This is a genomic window from Rhodococcus sp. 14-1411-2a (assembly GCF_002259485.1).
Taxonomy (GTDB): domain Bacteria; phylum Actinomycetota; class Actinomycetes; order Mycobacteriales; family Mycobacteriaceae; genus Rhodococcoides.
In genome coordinates, this window is record NZ_NPGA01000019.1 from 227,541 (window position 1) to 246,321 (window position 18,781).

Sequence of the window (18,781 nt, forward strand, 5' to 3'; positions counted from 1 at the left end):
GCAGGCCATAGCCACCACGTGAGTGAACACAGCGAATTTCCCGCCGAGCGCGACGTTCGGTCCACCCTGGAACTCGCCCCCGAAGCAGTGATGCCACTGCTGGGACAGTCCGACGAGAACCTGCGGGCGCTCGAGCAGATGCTGACGGCAGATATCCACGTACGAGGAAACGCCGTGACGCTCACCGGAAAAGTGGCCGATGTGGCGCTGGCCGAACGGGTGATCTCCGAGTTGGCCGCGCTGGCCAAGCGCGCTCAGCCACTGACTCCCGATGCAGTGCGCCGATCGATCGCCATGCTCACCGAAGGCGTCTCGGATTCACCGGCCGAGGTGCTGAGCCTGGACATCCTCTCGCGCCGCGGCAAGACGATCCGGCCCAAGACGCTGAACCAGAAGCGCTATGTCGACGCGATCGACGCCAACACCATCGTGTTCGGCATCGGCCCGGCCGGCACCGGCAAGACGTACCTGGCGATGGCGAAGGCCGTGCAGGCATTGCAGACCAAGCAGGTCAGCCGCATCATCCTGACGCGTCCGGCAGTGGAGGCGGGGGAACGGCTCGGCTTCCTTCCAGGAACGCTGCACGAGAAGATCGACCCCTACCTGCGGCCGCTGCACGATGCGTTGCACGACATGATGGACGACGAGGCGATTCCGAAGCTGATGCAGGCCGGGGTCATCGAGGTCGCCCCGCTCGCCTACATGCGCGGACGCACTCTCAACGATGCATTCATCATTCTCGACGAGGCGCAGAACACCACCGCCGAGCAGATGAAGATGTTCCTGACCCGACTCGGATTCGGGTCGAAGATCGTCGTCACCGGCGACGTGACCCAGGTCGACCTTCCCGGAGGTGCGCGATCGGGGTTGCGGGCAGCCTCGGAGATCCTCACCGACGTGGACGACATCCACTTCGCGCAGCTCACCAGCAGCGACGTGGTGCGCCACCGCCTGGTCTCGGAGATCGTCGACGCGTACGAGCGGTTCGAGTCGACATCGGAAGGCGTCATTCCCAACAGGGCGCAACGCCGCACCGGTGGACCGCGTTCGGCGAGAAGATGATTCAGACATACGGACCGACAGATGCAGGCAACGAGAGCGTGGGTAGTGGCTAGATGAGTATCGAAGTGTCCAACGAGTCGGGGATGGACATCTCCGAACCCGAGCTGGTCTCGGTCGCGCGGTTCGCGATCGCCGGCATGGACGTGCATCCCGCTGCGGAACTGTCGATGGTGCTGGTGGATTCGGCAACGATGGCAGATCTGCACATGCGGTGGATGGATCTGCCCGGCCCGACCGACGTGATGTCGTTTCCGATGGACGAGCTAGAGCCGGGCGGTCGTCCCGATGCGCCCGAGCCCGGGCCGGCGATGCTCGGCGACATCGTGTTGTGCCCGTCGTTCGCCGCGGATCAGGCTGCCGCAGCGGGGCATTCGCTCGAACACGAGCTCGCTCTGCTGACCGTGCACGGTGTGCTGCACCTGCTGGGTTACGACCACGCCGAGCCGGACGAAGAGAAGGAAATGTTCGAGCTGCAGAACCGGCTGCTGGCCGAATGGTACGAGGACGCCAGGCGTGCGGAGGAGGCCGCCGAACAGGCCGCCCGCGACGCCAGGCTACTCGGCAAGGCCGGTTTCGTGGACGGACTCGACCGATGATCTGCGTCGTCGAACAGGTGCAAGTGTGGGGTCCTAGCGCGTGAGCAGTGCTGTTGCGCTCATCGTGTTCGCTGTCCTTCTCGTGCCTCTCGGCGGCCTGTTCGCTGCCGTCGATTCCGCGCTGAACACGGTCTCACGTGCGCGAATCGACGACATGGTCAAGGACGAGCGCCCCGGTGCCACCGGCCTCGTCGTCGTGGTCGGTGACCGCCCGCGATACGTCAATCTGATGGTGCTGCTGCGCATTCTGTGCGAGATCGGCGGCACCGTGTTGCTCGCGGGTGGCCTGACGCAGTTGATCGATTCGACCACCGCATTGGTGATCAGCGCGGTGGCCATGGTGTTGGTCAGTTACGTCGTGATCGGTGTCGGTCCGCGAACCCTCGGTCGGCAGAACGCGTACTCGATCGCGTTGGCGGCCGCATTGCCCCTGCGTGCACTCGGGTGGCTCCTCGGACCGATCAGCAGACTGCTCATCCTCATCGGCAACGCGATCACCCCCGGTAAGGGATTTCGCAACGGCCCCTTCGCCTCCGAGATCGAACTCCGGGAACTGGTGGACATGGCCCGCGAGCGCGGCGTCGTGGCCGACGACGAACGGCGAATGATCCAATCGGTGTTCGAGCTGGGTGACACCTCCGCCCGCGAGGTCATGGTCCCGCGCCCCGAGATGGTGTGGATCGAGTCCGACAAATCAGCAGGACAGGCCACCTCGTTGGCTGTGCGCAGCGGCCACTCCCGCATTCCGGTGATCGGCGAGAACGTGGACGACATCGTCGGCGTCGTGTACCTCAAAGACCTTGTGCAGCAGACGTATTACTCCACCGACGGCGGCCGCGGAGTGCAGGTGTCCGACCTGATGCGTCCGGCCGTCTTCGTTCCCGACTCCAAGGCACTCGACAGTCTGCTCGCCGAGATGCAGCGCGATCGCAACCACATGGCCCTGCTCGTCGACGAGTACGGGGGCATCGCCGGGCTGGTGACCATCGAGGACGTGATCGAGGAGATCGTCGGCGAGATCGCCGACGAATACGATTCCGACGAAGTCGCGCCCATCGAGGAACTCGACGACGGACGCTATCGGCTGTCCTCGCGGGTGCCGCTCGAAGACCTCGGCGAGATCTTCGGCATCGAGATCGAATCCGAGGAAGTCGACACCGTCGGCGGACTCCTCGGTTACGAACTCGGCCGAGTACCGTTGCCCGGTTCGCAGGTGATCACCCACGGCCTGCTGCTGCGTGGAGAAGGTGGCGCAGATCCCAAGGGGCGCGTCCGCATCGCCACGGTCCTGGTCGAAAAGCTCGAACCCGAAGAAGATTCCACCGAGGACGACGACTCGTCCGAGGCCACTCGTCAACACTGAAATCTGGAGGTGCTCTTGTCCGAGCAGAACAACGGTGAGTTCCGATCCGGATTCGTCTGTTTCGTAGGCCGACCGAACACCGGCAAGTCCACGTTGACCAATGCGTTGGTGGGATCGAAGATCGCCATCACGTCCTCGCGTCCCCAGACGACGCGGCACACCATTCGCGGGATCGTGCACCGAGAGCACGCGCAGCTGATCCTGGTCGACACCCCCGGCCTGCACCGACCGAGAACGCTACTGGGGCAACGCCTCAACGACCTGGTGCAGGACACCTACTCCGAGGTCGACGTCATCGGACTCTGCATCCCCGCGGACGAGAAGATCGGGCCCGGCGACCGGTGGATCCTCGAACAGGTGCGGCACATCGCGCCCAAGACGACGCTCATCGGAATCATCACCAAGATCGACAAGGTCAAGAAGGAACGCGTCGTACAGCAGCTGATGTCGCTGTCGAAGCTGCTCGGCGAGAATTCTCACGTCATCCCGGTTTCCGCCGAATCGGGCGAGCAGATCGAGAAGCTCGTCGACCTGTTGGCGTCGGAACTGCCACCGGGCCCGGCGTTCTACCCCGACGGTGAGCTCACCGACGAGCCCGAGGAAGTCCTCATGGCCGAACTCATCCGTGAGGCCGCGCTCGAAGGCGTCCGCGACGAGCTGCCGCACTCCCTTGCCGTCGTCATCGACGAGGTCTTGCCCCGTGAAGGCCACGACAACATGCTCGACGTGCACGCCATCCTCTACGTCGAGCGATCGAGTCAGAAGGCCATCATCATCGGCAAGGGTGGCTCGCGACTCAAAGAGGTCGGCACCGCGTCGCGACTGCAGATCGAGAAGCTACTCGGTACCAGGATCTACCTGGACCTGCACGTCAAAATCGCCAAGGACTGGCAGACCGACCCGAAGCAAATGGGCAAGCTCGGGTTCTGATCCGGAGCGGCTTCGCCGCATGTGCACGGCAATTCGTAGCAGGCTACGAGGTTTCGCTCACCTGGGTCCACCAGGGATCGGGGCGATTGCGGTGCCACTGCAGCACGTTCTCGAGTTGAGCGGCAACGGAAACGAGCAGTGGCTCGGAGGATTCGTGGCCCATCAACTGCAGGCCGATGGGCAGGCCCGCGGCGGTGAATCCCGCGGGCACGTTGACGCTCGGCCACCCCAGCACGTTCCACGGCCACGTGTAGGGGCAGTGCTCGGTGATGACCCGATCGGTGTCGGCGTTGGAGATGCCGTCGATGGCCTCGATCCGGGGCGGCGGGGTGGCGGTCGTCGGGGCGAGCACGATGTCGTACTCGTCGAAGAACCGGCCGACACGACGCCCGATGCGAGGTTCGGCGGCGCGTGCTGCGCGCAGCGGTGCCCCGGCCAGAGCCCGGCCGCTCTTGGCGTTGGCTCGGGTGCGTGGGTCGGCGAGAGACGGATCGGGGAGACGGTCGAGCCAGGTGGCCACACCCGCCAGCGAGCGGGGTAAGAAGTTGAGCCCCAACAACATTCCGTATGCCGGATCGTCGACGACCACTCGGTGCCCGAGTAGGCGCAGTACCGCGGCCATCTGATATGCGGCACCGGCGATCTCCGGGTCCAGCGGGGCAGGCGTCGGAATGAACGGCTTACGCAGGCTCAGCGCGATCCGCAGCGAACCGGGGTTGCGTCCGACGGCATCGGAGACGGTCAGCGGCGTCGGACGATGCAGATCTCCGTCGTGACTGCCCGAGACCACGTCGAGGAGCAGTGCCGCGTCGGCCACGGTTCGCGCGAGCGGGCCGATGACGGTGATGCCGTTGAACGCCTCGGGCTCCGGCCACGACGATATGCGTCCGCGTTGCGGCTTGATCCCCACGAGATTGGTCCACGAGGCTGGAATCCGCACCGAGCCGGCACCGTCGGAACCCAGAGCGGCAGAGACCAATTCGGCAGCCACCGCGGCAGAACTGCCACCCGAGGAGCCGCCCGGGGTGCGCGCACGGTCCCACGGATTACGGGTGTGCCCGAAGGTGCCGCCGGTGAACGGCCACTGGCCGAGTTCCGGGCTGTTGGTCTTTCCGACGATGACGGCTCCGGCTGCACGCAGTCTGCGTACCACCTCCGAATCCGCGGTAGCAGGTGGAAAGTCGCCCGCGCATCCGAAGGCGGTCGGTTCCCCGGTGACGTCCACGTCGTCCTTGACGGCAACGGGAACGCCGAGCAGGGGAGCGGTGGTGCCGGCGGCCCGCAGACGATCCGCTTCGGCCGCCTCGGCGAGGGCTGCATCGCGGCGCACGATGCGGAACGCGTTGAGCGTGGGTTGGCTCTTCTCGATGCGATCGAGTGATTCGGAAACCGCCTGTACCGACGTGATGCGACCCGACGCGAGAGCGGCAGCCTGAGCAACGAGAGTCGACCGATGGAAATCCACGCCTGCACAGTATCGACTCCTCGTCAGCGCGGGAACGGTCACCGCCGCAGCCCGCGTGGGACACTGGATGACGTGAGGCCATACCGTGACAACGCAGTCGTCCTGCGCCAGCACAAGCTGGGTGAGGCCGATCGCATCGTCACGTTGTTGACCAGGGAGAACGGAATCGTGCGGGCCGTTGCCAAGGGAGTTCGCCGCACCAAATCCAAGTTCGGTGCGCGGCTGGAACCGTTTGCGCACATCGACGTTCTGCTCTATCCGGGACGCAACCTCGACATCGTCACCCAGGTGCACACGGTCGACGCGTTCGGCGGAGACATCGTGGCCGACTACGGTCGCTACACCACCGGTTGCGCGGTCCTGGAAACTGCCGAACGGCTGGCGGGCGAGGAGCATGCACCCGCGCAGCGGCTGCATCAGTTGACCGTCGGTGCCCTGCGTGCTCTCGCGCAGCACGTCAGGCCTCCCGAGCTGGTGCTCGACGCGTACCTGCTGCGCGCGATGGGTTTCGCCGGATGGGCTCCCGCACTGACCGACTGCGCGCGGTGCGCAGCGGTGGGCCCACATCGAGCGTTCCATGTCGCGGCCGGTGGAGCCGTGTGTGTGCATTGCCGACCGCCGGGATCGGCGACGCCGTCGACCGGGGTTCTCGATCTGATGGTTGCGCTCGAGCGCGGGGAATGGGACTACACCGTCACCACCTCCGATGCCGTCCGCAAGCAGGCCAGTGGACTGGTGGCGGCTCATCTGCAATGGCATCTGGAACGACAGTTGCGCACGCTTCCGCTCATCGAACGTTCGCACCCGCATCAGGTACCGCTGGCGCAACCTGACTCCGTGTTCGCCGACACCGTCGGGCAGGATGGGGACCGTGATTCGACGACGAGAGCAGGGGCCTCGGCCTGACGAACAGTCGACGGTGCGCCCTCCCGATCCGCATCCGTCGGGCGCTCGTCCGCCCATCCTGCAGCCGGAACTGATTCCTCGCCACGTCGCACTGGTGATGGACGGCAACGGTCGGTGGGCACAGGATCGCGGTCTGCCGCGCACCGCAGGACACGAGCAGGGTGAAGCGGTGCTCATGGACACCGTCTGCGGGTGCATCGAGATCGGGGTGCAGTGGCTGTCCGCGTACGCCTTCTCGACGGAGAACTGGAAGCGCAGTCCCGACGAGGTCAAGTTCCTGATGGGCTTCAATCGTGACGTCATTCGTCGGCGGCGCGACGAGATGAACGAGATGGGCGTCCGGGTTCGCTGGGCCGGCCGTCGACCGAGGTTGTGGGGCAGTGTCATCAAGGAACTCGAAGTCGCCGAGGAGTTGACCAAGCACAACACCGTGATGACATTGACGATGTGCGTCAACTACGGTGGTCGGGCCGAGATTGCCGATGCCACAAGGGAAATTGCTCGACAGGTGGCTGCGGGCAAGCTGAACCCCGAGAAGATCACCGAGGCCACCGTCGCCAAGTACCTCGACGAATCGGATATGCCCGACGTGGATCTGTTCCTGCGTCCGTCGGGGGAGCAGCGGACGTCGAACTTTCTGCTCTGGCAGTCCGCGTACGCGGAGTTCGTCTTCCAGAAGAAGCTCTTCCCGGATTTCGACCGTCGGGATCTGTGGGAGGCGTGTATCGAATACGCCTCGCGGGACCGACGATTCGGTGGAGTCAAGTATGAGTGACACCGCGAACGGGACGCCGGACGAGGGGCTTTCGTTGCAGGCCCGTGCCCAGTTGGCGCTCTCGCAGTTCGCGACGGTCACACTCGGTGACGAGGGTTCTCTCGGGTTCGACTATGCGGGTGCTCTGTGTTCGCTGCGTGCCGTGCGACTCTCGCCCGAGCTCGAGGTTCTCTCGCTCACTGCAGTCCTGGCGTGGGACCGGCCGTTGAAGCCGGCTCTGCACAAGAAAGTCGCCGACCGAAATGCGGATTCGCAGTTCGGCGCGATCTCGGTCAACACCCACGACAAGCTCGCGGATGTGCTGTTGCGCTACACCTTTCCTGCGAACGGTCTGGACGACGAGGCCATGCTGACGATGCTCATCCTGGTGCTCGCCGGAGTCGAGAAGGCGCGTGAGGGCCTACTGCCCTGATCGGTCAGCTAAGGTTTGCCTGTACTTACTTCCCAGTAGAGGCGGATGCGATGACTGTGCGGTGGACCCGAATGCTCACGGCGGTGGTGGCGGTGATCGCCCTCGGTGTGGCCGGGACAGCTTGTTCGACTGCCGACAACGGCGACACGGCGACGCAATCGGCGGACGGTGTATTTCCGGTCGTCATCGATCACATCTACGGCAGCACGACCATCGCCGAGAAGCCCACGCGCATCGTCACACTCGGGGTGTCCGACGCCGATGCCGTCATCGCGCTCGGCACAGTTCCCGTCGGCAACGCCGGGTACACGTTCTACGAGACCGGACTGGGTCCGTGGACCGACGAGTTGGTCGGTGATGCACCATTGACGTTGCTGGGCTCCGAGTCCGAGCCGAACTTCGAGCTGATCGCCTCGCTGGCACCGGATCTGATCACCGGGCTCAACGCGGGCTTCGACGAGGCCACGTACGCCAGGCTCAGTGATATCGCCCCGACGGTCGCTCGACCGGCCGGATCGGCTGCCTATGCCGTGGACCGCGAGGTGGCGACCGACACGATCGCTCGCGCGATGGGCGAATCAGAACGCGGCGAGGAGTTGAACGCGCAGACCACCGCTTCGCTCGAACAGGTGCGAGCCGCACATCCGGAGTTCTCGGGTAAGACTGCAGCCGTGGTGCTTCCGTACGACGGCCAATTCGGTGCATATCTGCCCGGTGATGCCCGCGGCACGTTCGTCACGTCGCTGGGCTTCGAGATTCCGGAACCGATTCTGGCCCAGGACGACGGCACCAACTTCTTCGTTCCGGTCTCGGCAGAGAACATCTCGCAGCTCGACGCCGACGTGGTTCTCTACCTCGGCACCAGCGAGGACATCGACGTCGTGGCCGAGAACCCGATCTTCGGAACGCTGACAGCCGCCCGAAACGATGCGATCGTTCCGTTGTCCATCGATCAGCGTGGAGCGATCACGTACAACTCGGTGCTGTCGATTCCGTTCGCCATCGACGCGGTGGTGCCTCGCGTGGCCGACGCCGTCGCCTGAGCGGATTCAGCGAGCGGCAGCGCTGCACTGACTGCAGGTGCCGAATATCTCGATCGTGTGGCTGACGTCGCTGAAACCGTTGGATTCGGCGACGCTCTGCGACCACTTCTCGACAGTGGGACCTTCCACCTCAACGGTGAAACCGCACGAGCGGCACACCAGGTGATGATGATGTCCCGAGGAGCAGCGCCGGTAGACGGACTCCCCGTTGTCGGTGCGCAGTACGTCGACCGTCCCGGCGTCCGCCAGGGTCTGAAGTGTGCGATACACCGTGGTGAGGCCGATACCCTCACCGCGCTTGCGTAATTCGTCGTGCAGATCCTGTGCTGACTTGAACTCTTCGATGGTGTCGAGCAGGTCCGAGATCGCGCTGCGCTGCTTGGTGGCTCGCACCCCGACGACGACGGGTCGTCTGGGGGTGGCGGTGTCGGTGGACTTGTCGGTCACAGGTTCCGGCCTTCCTCGGCGTGGGCCACGGCGTCGACGACGATGTGGGAGAGGTGATCGTCGACCAACCGGTACAGGACCTCGCGTCCGTTGCGTTCTCCGCGCACCACACCCGCTGCCTTGAGTACCCGAAGGTGTTGGCTGATCAACGGTTGCGTGACACCGAGGGCGACGACGAGTTCGTGGACGCACCGCTCGGACTCGCGCAGCTGCAGCACGATGGCGATGCGTACCGGGGCCGCCAGTGCCCGCAGGATGTCGCCTGCCGCAGCCAGAGTTTCCTTCGGCGGAATATGAGCCGGGGGAGCGTCGGCGAACGGATCGCCGGAGTGCAATGGATGCTCGGGGTCTTGCCGGTGGGGCGAACTTGCTTCCACTGTCGAGTCCGTGGACACGGTTGCGGCTCCTTCGGCCGCCGGTTCGTTGCCGGCGGACTCTCCCTGCACGATCGACGTCATGGCACCAGGTTAGTGCAGTAGTTGTTATTGCAAATCGTATTCATTGTGATATGCACAAGTGCGCATGTCAACTTCCGCACCTGACCGCTGTTCGGATTCGACCGCCGAGCCAGATAGTCTGATCAGGGCGAAAACGCCCACGTCACCTCTTACACGATGTAACCGAAGATGGAGAGCTCCGCCAGTGGCACCCAAGTCCAAAGTCGAAACCGTCGCCAACCTCGCCAAGCGCAGAGGCCTCGTCTACCCGTGCGGCGAGATCTACGGCGGTACCAGGTCGGCCTGGGATTACGGTCCGTTGGGCGTCGAGCTCAAGGAGAACATCAAGAAGCAGTGGTGGCGCAACATGATCACCAGCCGTGACGACACCGTCGGGCTGGACTCCTCGGTGATTTTGCCGCGCGAGGTGTGGGAGGCGTCGGGCCACGTCGAGACGTTCTCCGACCCGCTGGTGGAGTCGCTGCACACGCACAAGCGGTATCGCGCCGACCACCTCATCGAGGCCTACGAGGAAAAGCACGGCCACCCGCCGGAGAACGGCCTCGCCGACATTCGCGATCCCGAAACCGGTGAGCCCGGCTCCTGGACCGAACCGCGTGCATTCTCGGGCCTGCTCAAGACCTTCCTCGGCCCGGTCGACAACGAAGAGGGCCTGCACTACCTGCGTCCCGAGACCGCGCAGGGCATCTTCGTCAACTTCGCCAACGTGCTGACGACCTCACGCAAGAAGCCGCCGTTCGGCATCGGCCAGATCGGCAAGAGCTTCCGTAACGAGATCACGCCCGGCAACTTCATCTTCCGCACCCGTGAGTTCGAGCAGATGGAGATGGAGTTCTTCGTCAAGCCGGGCGAGGACGACGAATGGCATCAGTACTGGATCGACTACCGCATGAAGTGGTACACCGACCTCGGTATCGATCCGGAGAACCTGCGGCTCTACGAGCACGCCAAGGAGAAGCTGTCGCACTACTCCAAGCGCACCGTGGACATCGAGTACAAGTTCGGCTTCCAGGGCAGCGCGTGGGGTGAGCTCGAGGGCGTCGCGAACCGCACGGATTACGACCTCTCGGTGCACTCGAAGGCGTCGGGCCAGGATCTGAGCTACTACGAGCAGGCCACCGACACCCGCTACACCCCGTACGTCATCGAGCCTGCGGCCGGTCTGACGCGTTCGCTGATGGCGTTCCTCGTCGACGCGTACACCGAGGACGAGGCACCCAACGCCAAGGGCGGCGTCGACAAGCGCGTCGTGCTCAAGCTCGACCGTCGGCTGGCCCCGGTGAAGGTCGCGGTGCTCCCGCTCTCGCGTAACGCTGATCTGACGCCCAAGGCGAAAGATCTTGCGCAGCAACTGCGTCAGTACTGGAACGTCGAATTCGACGACGCCGGAGCAATTGGTCGCCGCTACCGTCGTCAGGACGAGATCGGCACCCCGTTCTGCATCACCGTCGACTTCGAGACTCTCGACGATCACGCCGTCACCATCCGCGAGCGCGACACCATGGCGCAGGAGCGTGTGGCACTCGATCAGGTCGAGGGCTACATCGCGTCTCGTCTGATCGGCGCGTAGGAACCTCACATACACGACAGGGCCCGATCTCGCGATGAGATCGGGCCCTGTCGTATGTCTGTCGAGAAACTAGAAGCGGCCGCCGCCACCGCCGAATCCGCCACCGAAGCCGCCGCCACCCCCGCCGCGCAGCACACTGTTGATCAGGATGCCGCCGAGGACCGCACCGGCGATGTTGCCGCCGCTACTGCCACCGCGTGGACCGTGGCGATTCTCCCAGTTCTGCACGTCGGACTGGGCGATCTGCGATGCGCGCGAGGCCAATTGGCTCGCAGCGTGCGCGTGCTTGAGGGCCTCGTCCGGGTTCTCGGGTTCGAGCTGACGCGCCGCACCGAGGTGCCGTTCGGCCTCGGACAGGCGCGTTCTGGCGTCTGCATCCACTCCGCCGCGGCGCGTCGAGATGTAGTCCGCAGCGGCGGTGATCTGCGCCTGAGCGGCCGCGATATCGCGATCCAGGCGGGCCCGAAGTTGGTCCTCGGCCGCCTTGTCCGCCGACGCCTCGTCGACGATCTTCTCGAGTTCGGCATCGGCTTCGGCGAGGGCGGTGTAGCTGCCGAGAGGGTCCGAGGACTGCGCCGTCTCCGCGTTCTTCAATGCCGTCTGGGCGGCTGTCATGGCTGCCTGCAGTTCGGCCCCGCCGTGTTCGGCCAATCCACGAGCCTGCTCGATGTCGCGTCGCACGTCCGCGATGGCGTCGGGCAGGGTTGCGATGGCATGCCTGATGTCGTCACGGGCATGGTCGACGCCATCGAGCAGGGTCTTGGCCTGGTCGACGGCTCGCTCGGCCGTGCGAATCGCGGTGACCGCCGGCCCCTGCTTGCCGGGCGGAAGTGCCGCCGCCGAGCGTCCGGCCTCGATGTTCTCCTCGGCCAGCGCCATGCGCTCCTTGGCCATCGTGACGTTGTCGGTAATCGAGTTCAGCGCCGATTCGGAGAAGTCCGAATGCAGCTGAGCAAGAACCGATTCGGACTGCGGAATTCTCACCGTCAAGCCGACGACAGCCTGGGTGAGCTCGTCGAGGTGGGCGTCGGCGTTCATCACGAGATCGCGGAACCCGTCGAATTCCTCCACCCGCGAATCGAGTTCGCGATCGGCCTGGCCACACGAGGAGATGATCTCGACGAGCATCGCCCGTCGCTGATCCGGAGTTTCCGGAATGGCGTCGTCGAGGCGTTGACGAATCTCGAACGCCGAGGCCAGGGCTTTCTTGGCGTTGTCGTAGGCGGTGATGAACGGCGCGGCCGCGGAATCTCCGAATTCTCCACGGGCGAGGTTCAGTTCCTCTTCGCTGGCGCGCACCGCGTTGTCGGTCTCGATCAGAATTTCCTTGGCCCGCGTGTCGAGGACGTCGATGGGGAAGGCGGCCAGTGCGGCCGGGTCGCTCGGGTCGATCTTCGCCACGGCCTCGACCTCGGCGGCGACTCGGGCCTTCTTGCGGCGCGACGAGTAGACGACGGCTCCGCCGCCTGCCACGGCCAGTGCGCCGACTCCGATCAGCAGGGGTGCCGACGAGCCACCGCTGCCGCTCGAGGCGTACGCGTCGCCGAGTGCGCCGGCTGCCGCAATGGCTGCACCGGACCAATCTTCCTCGCGCAGTGCAGGTTCGACATCGTCGACACGGATCGAATCTTGTTCGGAGGTGGTGATCTGAGACAGGCCGGTGTTCACCGCGAGGTAGTACGAACGGTCCACGGTGGCCACGGCGAGCAGAACGTCGCGCTGGCCGAGGTCACTTCTCTGGTACGTCTGCTCGGCCCAGTTCGCCGCCGACATGTTGTCGAAGTCCGCGACATAGGTGACCCACAACCGAACCTGGCTGCTGCCGTAGAGATCGTCGATCGAGGTCTGCACCTCGGCGAGTGCATCCGGGTCGAGGGCCTGGACGTTGTCGGTGATCTGTGTGGCCAGTCGCGACGGAGCCTCGGCGGATGCAACTCCCGGCGCGAGCAGGACTGCGGCGAAGAGGGTCAGAGCACCCACGGCGGCGAGACGACGAAATCGATGGATTGCTTCTCGAACGACTGGGGCGCTGGTGTGCCGCCGGTGCTGGACTGCCATGGCCTGAAATCTACCGGCTATGCGCCCGTGAGATCGAGCAGGTCGATCCGGATGCATGACAGTTGTCACCTCGCAATCGTGACGCCCGAACGAGGTCGGAGCTGCTCGGCCGCAGCAGAGTGATTCCCATGACCACAACGAAAGCAGTCGAACTGCGCAGCGTCACCAAGACCTACGGCTCGGTCCGGGCGGTCGACGGGCTGAGCCTGTCCATCGAACCGGGCGAGGTCGTCGCATTCCTCGGACCGAACGGAGCGGGAAAGACGACCACCATCGACATGATGCTCGGCCTGGCGACACCCACCACCGGGACGGTCTCGGTGTTCGGGGGAACGCCCGCCGACGCCATCGCCCAGGGGCGCATCTCGGCCGTCATGCAGACCGGCGGTCTGCTTCGCGATCTGACCGTCCGCGAAACCGTCGAGCTGACCTCGGCACTGTTCGCCCACACCCGCTCGGTGAACGAGGTACTGAACAGGGCCGGCATCGCCGATATCGGAGACCGTCGAGTGGCGAAATGCTCCGGCGGTCAGCAGCAAAGGCTTCGGTTCGCGCTCGCTCTGCTGCCCGATCCGGATCTGCTGGTGCTGGACGAGCCGACCACCGGCATGGACGTCGAGGGGCGTCGCGACTTCTGGAACGCCATTCGCCAGGACGCCAGCACCGGCCGCACGGTACTGTTCGCAACGCACTATCTGGACGAGGCCGACGCGTACGCAGACCGCATCGTGCTGGTGCGGCACGGCAAGATCGTCGCCGACGGTAGCGCCGCCGAGGTGAAGAACCTGGCGGCAGGACGCACCGTCACCGCCACGCTGCCCGGAGTCGACCAGTCGGTGTTGCTGGCTCTGCCGGGGGTGGACCGCGTCGACACACGTGGCGATCGGGTGATCGTGCACGGACGCGACTCCGACGCCGTGGCCCGATACCTACTCAACGATGCACACGCGACCGATCTGGAAATCGTCTCGCGCAACCTCGAAGACGCATTCCTCGCCCTGACCACCGATTCTGAAAACAACCTCGCCGGGAGCATCCGATGACCACGACAGCACACTCCGCAGCCACCCGCACCTCTGCCAGAGCCGTTGCCTGGGGCGGGTTCTCGCCGACCTTCCTCGGACTCGAGATCCGCAGGCTCTTCCGGAACAAGCGAACTCTGATCTTCACGTTGGTGATGCCGCCGGTGTTCTTCGTCATCTTCGGCACGCAGTCGGATTACCGGACCGACTACCCGTTCGCGCACGGCAACGTCACCGGCTACATCGCCATCAGCATGGCCGTCTACGGCGCGATGCTCGCGACCACGAGCGGGGGAGCGATGGTCTCGGTCGAACGGGCGCAGGGGTGGAGCCGCCAGTTGCGGTTGACTCCGCTGAAGCCCGTCGCCTACATCGTCACCAAGGTTCTCGTGGCCATGACGATGGGTGCAGCCGCGATCGTCGTGGTGTTCGTCGTCGCGAAGTTCTTCGGAGCCGACATGCCGATCTGGGTGTGGCTCGCGTGCGGAGTGATCGCGTGGCTCGGCTCTGCAGTGTTCGCCGCGTTCGGGCTGTTCATGGGCTACCTGCTGCCCTCGGAGAACGTCATGCAGATCCTCGGACCGGTGCTGGCCTTCCTGGCGTTGGCCGGCGGACTGTTCGTCCCGCTCGGTGACAGCGGCTGGTTTCCGATGCTGGCCCAGTTCACCCCGCTCTACGGCCTGGCGACCGTGTCCCGGGCACCGTTCACCTCGGCCGACACCGGCACCCTGGTGATCGCCGTGGTGAACCTGGTGGTGTGGGCCGCGATCTTCGTCGCCGGAGCGTCCTTGCTGTTCCGGAAAGACACCAAGCGTGCGTGAGACCGAAACCGCTGATCATGTCGTCCACAGAGATACCGTGGGCGACATGACCACGTTCACCGCCGACCTTCCCGAGGGACGGATCTGGCGGTTCGGCTGGATGTTCGGAGCCATCTGGCTGGTGTACCTGATCTATCCGTTGAACGACATCCTCGCTCTGGAATACGTGCCGGCGAAGGTTGCCGGGGTCGTCACGATCGTTGCCTTCGGTGCCGTGTTCACGTCCACTTTCTGGCGTTTTCGTAACGGACACCGCCGAGGAAAGCCGCTGCCGGTCTCCCAGGCGTGGATCGCGCTCGGAGTCATGATCACGCTGACCGTGTTCATGAGTGTATGGATCGGAACCACCGCATTCGGCGCGACCGTCTACATCGCAGTACTGGCCATGATGACCCTGCCGGTCAGGCAAGCGTGGGTGTTGGTGGTGGTGATGGTTGCGCTCGTCGAAGCGGTGCCACGCTTCATCTCGTCCTGGGAGCCCGACACCTTCTTCGCATTTCAGCTGCTGATCAGCGCGGCCGCGGCATGGGGGATCACGCAGGTCTTCCAGCGCAATCACGAATTGGCCGTGGCCAGGCAACAATTGGCCGATCTGGCCATCGTGGCCGAACGCGAGCGCATGAGCCGGGACGTGCACGACATTCTGGGCCACTCGCTGACCGTCATCACCGTCAAGAGCGAATTGGCGGGCAGGCTCATCGAGATCGATCCGGCCCGCGCGGCCGTGGAGATCGCGGAACTGGAAACCCTTGCTCGGCAAGCACTCGCCGACGTGCGCAGTACCGTCGGGGGCATGCGCCAGGTCGACGTCGGATCCGAGTTGGCCAGTGCACGAACGGCTTTGACCGCGGCGGGGATCGAAGCAGATCTGCCCTGTGACGCCGACGTTGTGCCGCTGCGGCATCGAGAACTCTTCGGCTGGGTGCTCCGCGAAGCAGTGACCAACGTGGTTCGACACTCGCGTGCACGGCAGTGCCGGGTGACGCTGACGGCGTCGAGCATCTCCATCGTCGACGACGGGGTGGGACCGGCAGACCAGCAGTCCGGTGGCAACGGTCTGCGCGGTCTCGGTGAACGGGTGACGGCAGCGGGTGGTTCACTGACGATCGCCCGGGTGCCGACCGGTGGGTTCAGGGTGGAGGTACACGGTGAATAGGACGCAGGCGCGATGACCATCACGTTGTTGTTGGCCGACGATCAGGCCCTGGTGCGCGGCGCACTTGCGGCCCTGCTGGGGCTCGAACACGATCTCGAGGTCGTCGCCGAAGTGGGACGTGGAGACGAGGTTGCCGCCGCCGTTCTCGAACATCGACCCGACGTCGTCCTGCTCGACGTCGAGATGCCCGGCAAGAACGGTATCGAGGTCACCGCCGAACTGGCGCTCGTCGCCCCGCAGTCGAGGGTGCTGATCGTCACCACGTTCGGGCGACCGGGATACCTGCGACGCGCCATCGATGCGGGTGCGTCGGGTTTCGTGGTCAAGGACACTCCCGCCAAGCAGCTGGCCGACGCCGTTCGGCGCGTACACATGGGGCTTCGCGTCGTCGATCCGACGCTGGCGACCGAAACCCTCACCGATGGTGTCTCTCCGCTGACGGCCCGAGAGCAGGAGGTTCTCCGCGCGGCTGCCAGGGGCGGAACCGCTGGGGCCATCGCTGCTCAGGTCCACCTCTCCGAGGGCACGGTGCGCAATCATCTGTCGTCGGCGATCGGAAAAACTGGCACGAGCACCAGGGCCGAGGCGGTCCGGGTGGCCGAGGATCGAGGGTGGCTGTAGGTCGTTCGAGGCGCGCCGTGACGGTTCCGATGCCAGGGCCTGGCAAACTCGAGGAGTGAATTCAACTCTCGACCGAGATTCGTACGGCGATCCGTACGACGACCGGTATGCCCCGGACCCCGGTCCCGAGCGCCTCGGCTTCTTCGGAACGCTCGGACGCTGGACCGGTCGGCTGGTCGCGGGAGTGGTACTGATGTCGTTGGTGCTGGTCGCGGGAACAGCGGTGCGGGTATGGCAGGTGGCGCGCATCGACGACTACTCCAAGGCCGACGCCATCGTCGTACTCGGCGCTGCTCAGTACAGCGGCACACCCTCGACGGTGTTCGAGGCACGACTGTCCCAGGCCGCGTCGCTGTACGAGCAGGGAATCGCCCCCGAGATCGTCACCGTCGGTGGCAAGCAGGAGGGCGACCTGTTCACCGAGGCCGCGTCGGGCCGCAACTATCTGATCGATCAGGGAGTTCCTGCCGACGCCATCATCGCCGTCGAGACCGGCTCGGACACCCTCGAGAGCATCGAGGCGGTGAGCAACACACTGCGTGAGCAGGGCAGGTCGTCGGTGGTGTTGGTCAGCGATCCGTGGCATTCACTGCGCACCCGAACCATGGCGCGCGACGCCGGCCTCGATGCCTGGACTTCGCCCACGCGCACCGGGCCCGCGGTCTACACCAGAGAATCCCAGGCGCACGGAATCGCCAGGGAGACAGGCGCTCTGCTGTGGTATCAGCTGACCCACTTCACCGCGGACTTCTCCTACACGGCGGGCCAGTAGATGAGCGGCACGTACTCGGCGCACGACGTCGAACGATTCGTCACCGAACCCCCGAAGACCGCAGGACTGCGGGCCGGGGCAGACAACGCCTCGCATCGAAGCGCATTCGCACGCGATCGAGCGCGCGTGTTGCATTGCGCCGCGTTGCGCAGGCTCGCCGACAAGACTCAGGTCACCGGTCCTCGAGACGGAGACACCCCGCGCACACGATTGACGCACTCGCTCGAAGTTGCGCAGATCGGCCGCAGCATCGCCGAGGGGCTCGGCAGCGATCCGGATCTGGTGGACCTCGCCGGGCTGGCGCACGACATCGGCCACCCGCCGTACGGACACAACGGCGAACGCGCCCTCGACGAAGTGGCTCAGGATTGCGGTGGGTTCGAAGGCAACGCGCAGAACCTGCGCATCCTGACCGGGCTCGAGCCGAAAATCCTCGACTCCGACGGCCGCAGCGCAGGACTCAACCTGACCCGGGCGTCGCTCGATGCCGCAACCAAGTACCCATGGATCAGGCCAGCCCCCGGAGCGAAGTTCGGTGCCTACGACGACGACTCCGCCATCTTGGGCTGGGTACGTGACGGCGCTCCGGACAAGCACAAGTGCCTCGAAGCGCAGAGTATGGACTGGTCCGACGACGTCGCGTATTCGGTCCACGATGTCGAGGACGGTGTGATCGACGCCCGAATCGACCTAAGGGCGCTTTCCGATCCGATCGAGCGACGCGCCCTCGCCGAGCTCGGCGTCTCGGAATTTCGCGGACTCGATGTGGAGGAACTGATCGAGGCCGCAGATCGACTGTCCAGGATGCCCGTCGTGGTCGCGGTCGGACGCTACGACGGCACTCTCGCCGCATCCGTTGCGCTCAAGCACATGACCAGTGAACTGGTAGGCCGCTTCGCCACCGCCGCGATCGAGGGCACCCACGAGAAGTACGGCACTGCGCCGCTGAGCCGATACGACGCCGACCTGGTGGTGCCGTCGATCGTCGGCTCGGAAGTTGCACTGCTCAAGACGATGGCGTTGCGGTACGTGATGTCCGATGCCGGACACAAGATCCGCCAGGAGCGCCAACGCGACCGTATCCACCGCGTCGCCGAGTGGTTGATGCGCTCTGCTCCTGGCGAACTGGACCCCATTCTGGTGCCCGCGTGGCAGCGGGCCGACAGCGATGCGGAACGCACTCGTGTGGTCGTCGACCAGATCGCCTCGTACACCGAAAGTCGCCTCGAATTGATCGACAAGCGGTCACTCGGGGCTCAGGCCAGCTGGGGCTGATCGCTCCGCCGACCGAATGTGGGTAGGTC

19 protein-coding genes are annotated in these 18,781 nt (G+C 65.1%); 15 read left to right on the top strand and 4 right to left on the bottom strand.

Going from position 1 to position 18,781, the window contains the following annotated elements:
- The first annotated feature begins 18 nt into the window (after positions 1-18).
- The 4 genes from CH291_RS19720 to era are packed head-to-tail and all read left to right on the top strand — an operon-like array spanning position 19 to position 3,951.
- Positions 19-1,062, top strand: coding sequence for a PhoH family protein (locus tag CH291_RS19720; RefSeq protein ID WP_032394544.1), 1,044 nt, complete (start codon positions 19-21; stop codon positions 1,060-1,062).
- A gap of 53 nt (positions 1,063-1,115) precedes the next feature.
- Positions 1,116-1,658 (top strand): rRNA maturation RNase YbeY, encoded by a 543-nt coding sequence (ybeY, locus tag CH291_RS19725; protein WP_068052336.1) that lies wholly within the window; start codon positions 1,116-1,118, stop codon positions 1,656-1,658.
- 40 nt (positions 1,659-1,698) lie between these two features.
- Positions 1,699-3,021 carry a hemolysin family protein gene (locus tag CH291_RS19730; RefSeq protein WP_094669150.1) on the top strand — a complete coding sequence of 441 codons (1,323 nt, stop codon included), beginning with the start codon at positions 1,699-1,701 and terminating at the stop codon, positions 3,019-3,021.
- A gap of 15 nt (positions 3,022-3,036) precedes the next feature.
- Positions 3,037-3,951 (top strand): GTPase Era, encoded by a 915-nt coding sequence (era, locus tag CH291_RS19735; RefSeq protein WP_068052356.1) that lies wholly within the window; start codon positions 3,037-3,039, stop codon positions 3,949-3,951.
- A gap of 43 nt (positions 3,952-3,994) precedes the next feature.
- Here era and CH291_RS19740 read toward each other — a convergent pair whose 3' ends face one another.
- Positions 3,995-5,416: an amidase gene (locus tag CH291_RS19740; RefSeq protein WP_094669149.1), complete on the bottom strand. Its 1,422-nt coding sequence runs from the start codon at positions 5,414-5,416 to the stop codon at positions 3,995-3,997.
- Between the two features lie 72 nt (positions 5,417-5,488).
- Between CH291_RS19740 and recO the strand changes: the two genes are divergently transcribed.
- The 4 genes from recO to CH291_RS19760 are packed head-to-tail and all read left to right on the top strand — an operon-like array spanning position 5,489 to position 8,552.
- On the top strand, positions 5,489-6,322 hold the full coding sequence (gene recO, locus CH291_RS19745; protein ID WP_068052329.1) for a DNA repair protein RecO: 834 nt from the start codon (positions 5,489-5,491) through the stop codon (positions 6,320-6,322).
- Positions 6,279-7,097 (top strand): isoprenyl transferase, encoded by an 819-nt coding sequence (locus CH291_RS19750; RefSeq protein ID WP_068052326.1) that lies wholly within the window; start codon positions 6,279-6,281, stop codon positions 7,095-7,097. Before recO ends, CH291_RS19750 begins: the two co-directional genes overlap by 44 nt.
- The gene (locus CH291_RS19755) at positions 7,090-7,509 is read left to right on the top strand and encodes a hypothetical protein (protein ID WP_068052323.1); all 420 of its coding nucleotides are present in this window, start codon (positions 7,090-7,092) and stop codon (positions 7,507-7,509) included. The genes CH291_RS19750 and CH291_RS19755 overlap by 8 nt, the downstream gene beginning before the upstream one ends.
- 50 nt (positions 7,510-7,559) lie before the next feature.
- A complete protein-coding gene (locus tag CH291_RS19760) occupies positions 7,560-8,552 on the top strand; it encodes an iron-siderophore ABC transporter substrate-binding protein (RefSeq protein ID WP_094688415.1) in 993 nt (330 codons plus the stop codon).
- Positions 8,553-8,558: 6 nt separating this feature from the next.
- On the opposite strand, the gene CH291_RS19765 is transcribed toward CH291_RS19760, so the two are convergent.
- Together CH291_RS19765 and CH291_RS19770 are read right to left on the bottom strand one after the other, a co-directional pair.
- The gene (locus CH291_RS19765; RefSeq protein ID WP_037193030.1) at positions 8,559-8,999 is read right to left on the bottom strand and encodes a Fur family transcriptional regulator; all 441 of its coding nucleotides are present in this window, start codon (positions 8,997-8,999) and stop codon (positions 8,559-8,561) included.
- On the bottom strand, positions 8,996-9,457 hold the full coding sequence (locus CH291_RS19770) for an ArsR/SmtB family transcription factor (RefSeq protein ID WP_306437454.1): 462 nt from the start codon (positions 9,455-9,457) through the stop codon (positions 8,996-8,998). Before CH291_RS19770 ends, CH291_RS19765 begins: the two co-directional genes overlap by 4 nt.
- A 184-nt stretch (positions 9,458-9,641) precedes the next feature.
- On the opposite strand from CH291_RS19770, the gene CH291_RS19775 reads away from it, so the two are divergent.
- A complete protein-coding gene (locus CH291_RS19775) occupies positions 9,642-11,027 on the top strand; it encodes a glycine--tRNA ligase (protein ID WP_094640185.1) in 1,386 nt (461 codons plus the stop codon).
- Positions 11,028-11,096: 69 nt separating this feature from the next.
- Here the strand turns inward: CH291_RS19775 and CH291_RS19780 are convergent, their stop codons facing one another.
- A complete protein-coding gene (locus tag CH291_RS19780) occupies positions 11,097-13,085 on the bottom strand; it encodes a TPM domain-containing protein (protein ID WP_256980915.1) in 1,989 nt (662 codons plus the stop codon).
- A gap of 128 nt (positions 13,086-13,213) precedes the next feature.
- Here CH291_RS19780 and CH291_RS19785 point away from each other — a divergent pair, with 128 nt between their 5' ends.
- From CH291_RS19785 to CH291_RS19810, 6 genes are read left to right on the top strand one after another with little or no spacing between them, the layout of a single operon-like run.
- Positions 13,214-14,128, top strand: a complete 915-nt coding sequence (locus tag CH291_RS19785) for an ABC transporter ATP-binding protein (protein WP_094688416.1) — start codon at positions 13,214-13,216, stop codon at positions 14,126-14,128.
- Positions 14,125-14,928 carry an ABC transporter permease gene (locus CH291_RS19790; protein WP_094688417.1) on the top strand — a complete coding sequence of 268 codons (804 nt, stop codon included), beginning with the start codon at positions 14,125-14,127 and terminating at the stop codon, positions 14,926-14,928. Before CH291_RS19785 ends, CH291_RS19790 begins: the two co-directional genes overlap by 4 nt.
- 46 nt (positions 14,929-14,974) lie before the next feature.
- Complete coding sequence (locus CH291_RS19795) at positions 14,975-16,084, top strand: sensor histidine kinase (protein ID WP_094640412.1); 1,110 nt, start codon at positions 14,975-14,977, stop codon at positions 16,082-16,084.
- Positions 16,085-16,096: 12 nt separating this feature from the next.
- Positions 16,097-16,705: a response regulator transcription factor gene (locus CH291_RS19800; RefSeq protein ID WP_068052311.1), complete on the top strand. Its 609-nt coding sequence runs from the start codon at positions 16,097-16,099 to the stop codon at positions 16,703-16,705.
- 55 nt (positions 16,706-16,760) lie between these two features.
- On the top strand, positions 16,761-17,477 hold the full coding sequence (locus CH291_RS19805) for a YdcF family protein (protein WP_068052310.1): 717 nt from the start codon (positions 16,761-16,763) through the stop codon (positions 17,475-17,477).
- The gene (locus CH291_RS19810; RefSeq protein WP_068052304.1) at positions 17,478-18,752 is read left to right on the top strand and encodes a deoxyguanosinetriphosphate triphosphohydrolase; all 1,275 of its coding nucleotides are present in this window, start codon (positions 17,478-17,480) and stop codon (positions 18,750-18,752) included.
- The last annotated feature ends 29 nt before the right edge of the window (positions 18,753-18,781 follow it).

Excerpts from the sequence above, each read along its gene's own strand:
- CH291_RS19800 (WP_068052311.1), top strand. The coding sequence starts at position 16,097 with ATGACCATCACGTTGTTGTTGGCCGACGATCAGGCCCTGGTGCGCGGC.
- ybeY (WP_068052336.1), top strand. The coding sequence starts at position 1,116 with ATGAGTATCGAAGTGTCCAACGAGTCGGGGATGGACATCTCCGAACCC.
- CH291_RS19755 (WP_068052323.1), top strand. The coding sequence starts at position 7,090 with ATGAGTGACACCGCGAACGGGACGCCGGACGAGGGGCTTTCGTTGCAG.
- CH291_RS19810 (WP_068052304.1), top strand. The coding sequence starts at position 17,478 with ATGAGCGGCACGTACTCGGCGCACGACGTCGAACGATTCGTCACCGAA.
- CH291_RS19770 (WP_306437454.1), bottom strand. The coding sequence starts at position 9,457 with ATGACGTCGATCGTGCAGGGAGAGTCCGCCGGCAACGAACCGGCGGCC.
- CH291_RS19790 (WP_094688417.1), top strand. The coding sequence starts at position 14,125 with ATGACCACGACAGCACACTCCGCAGCCACCCGCACCTCTGCCAGAGCC.
- CH291_RS19780 (WP_256980915.1), bottom strand. The coding sequence starts at position 13,085 with ATGGCAGTCCAGCACCGGCGGCACACCAGCGCCCCAGTCGTTCGAGAA.
- CH291_RS19785 (WP_094688416.1), top strand. The coding sequence starts at position 13,214 with ATGACCACAACGAAAGCAGTCGAACTGCGCAGCGTCACCAAGACCTAC.
- CH291_RS19750 (WP_068052326.1), top strand. The coding sequence starts at position 6,279 with ATGGGGACCGTGATTCGACGACGAGAGCAGGGGCCTCGGCCTGACGAA.
- CH291_RS19760 (WP_094688415.1), top strand. The coding sequence starts at position 7,560 with ATGACTGTGCGGTGGACCCGAATGCTCACGGCGGTGGTGGCGGTGATC.
- CH291_RS19795 (WP_094640412.1), top strand. The coding sequence starts at position 14,975 with ATGACCACGTTCACCGCCGACCTTCCCGAGGGACGGATCTGGCGGTTC.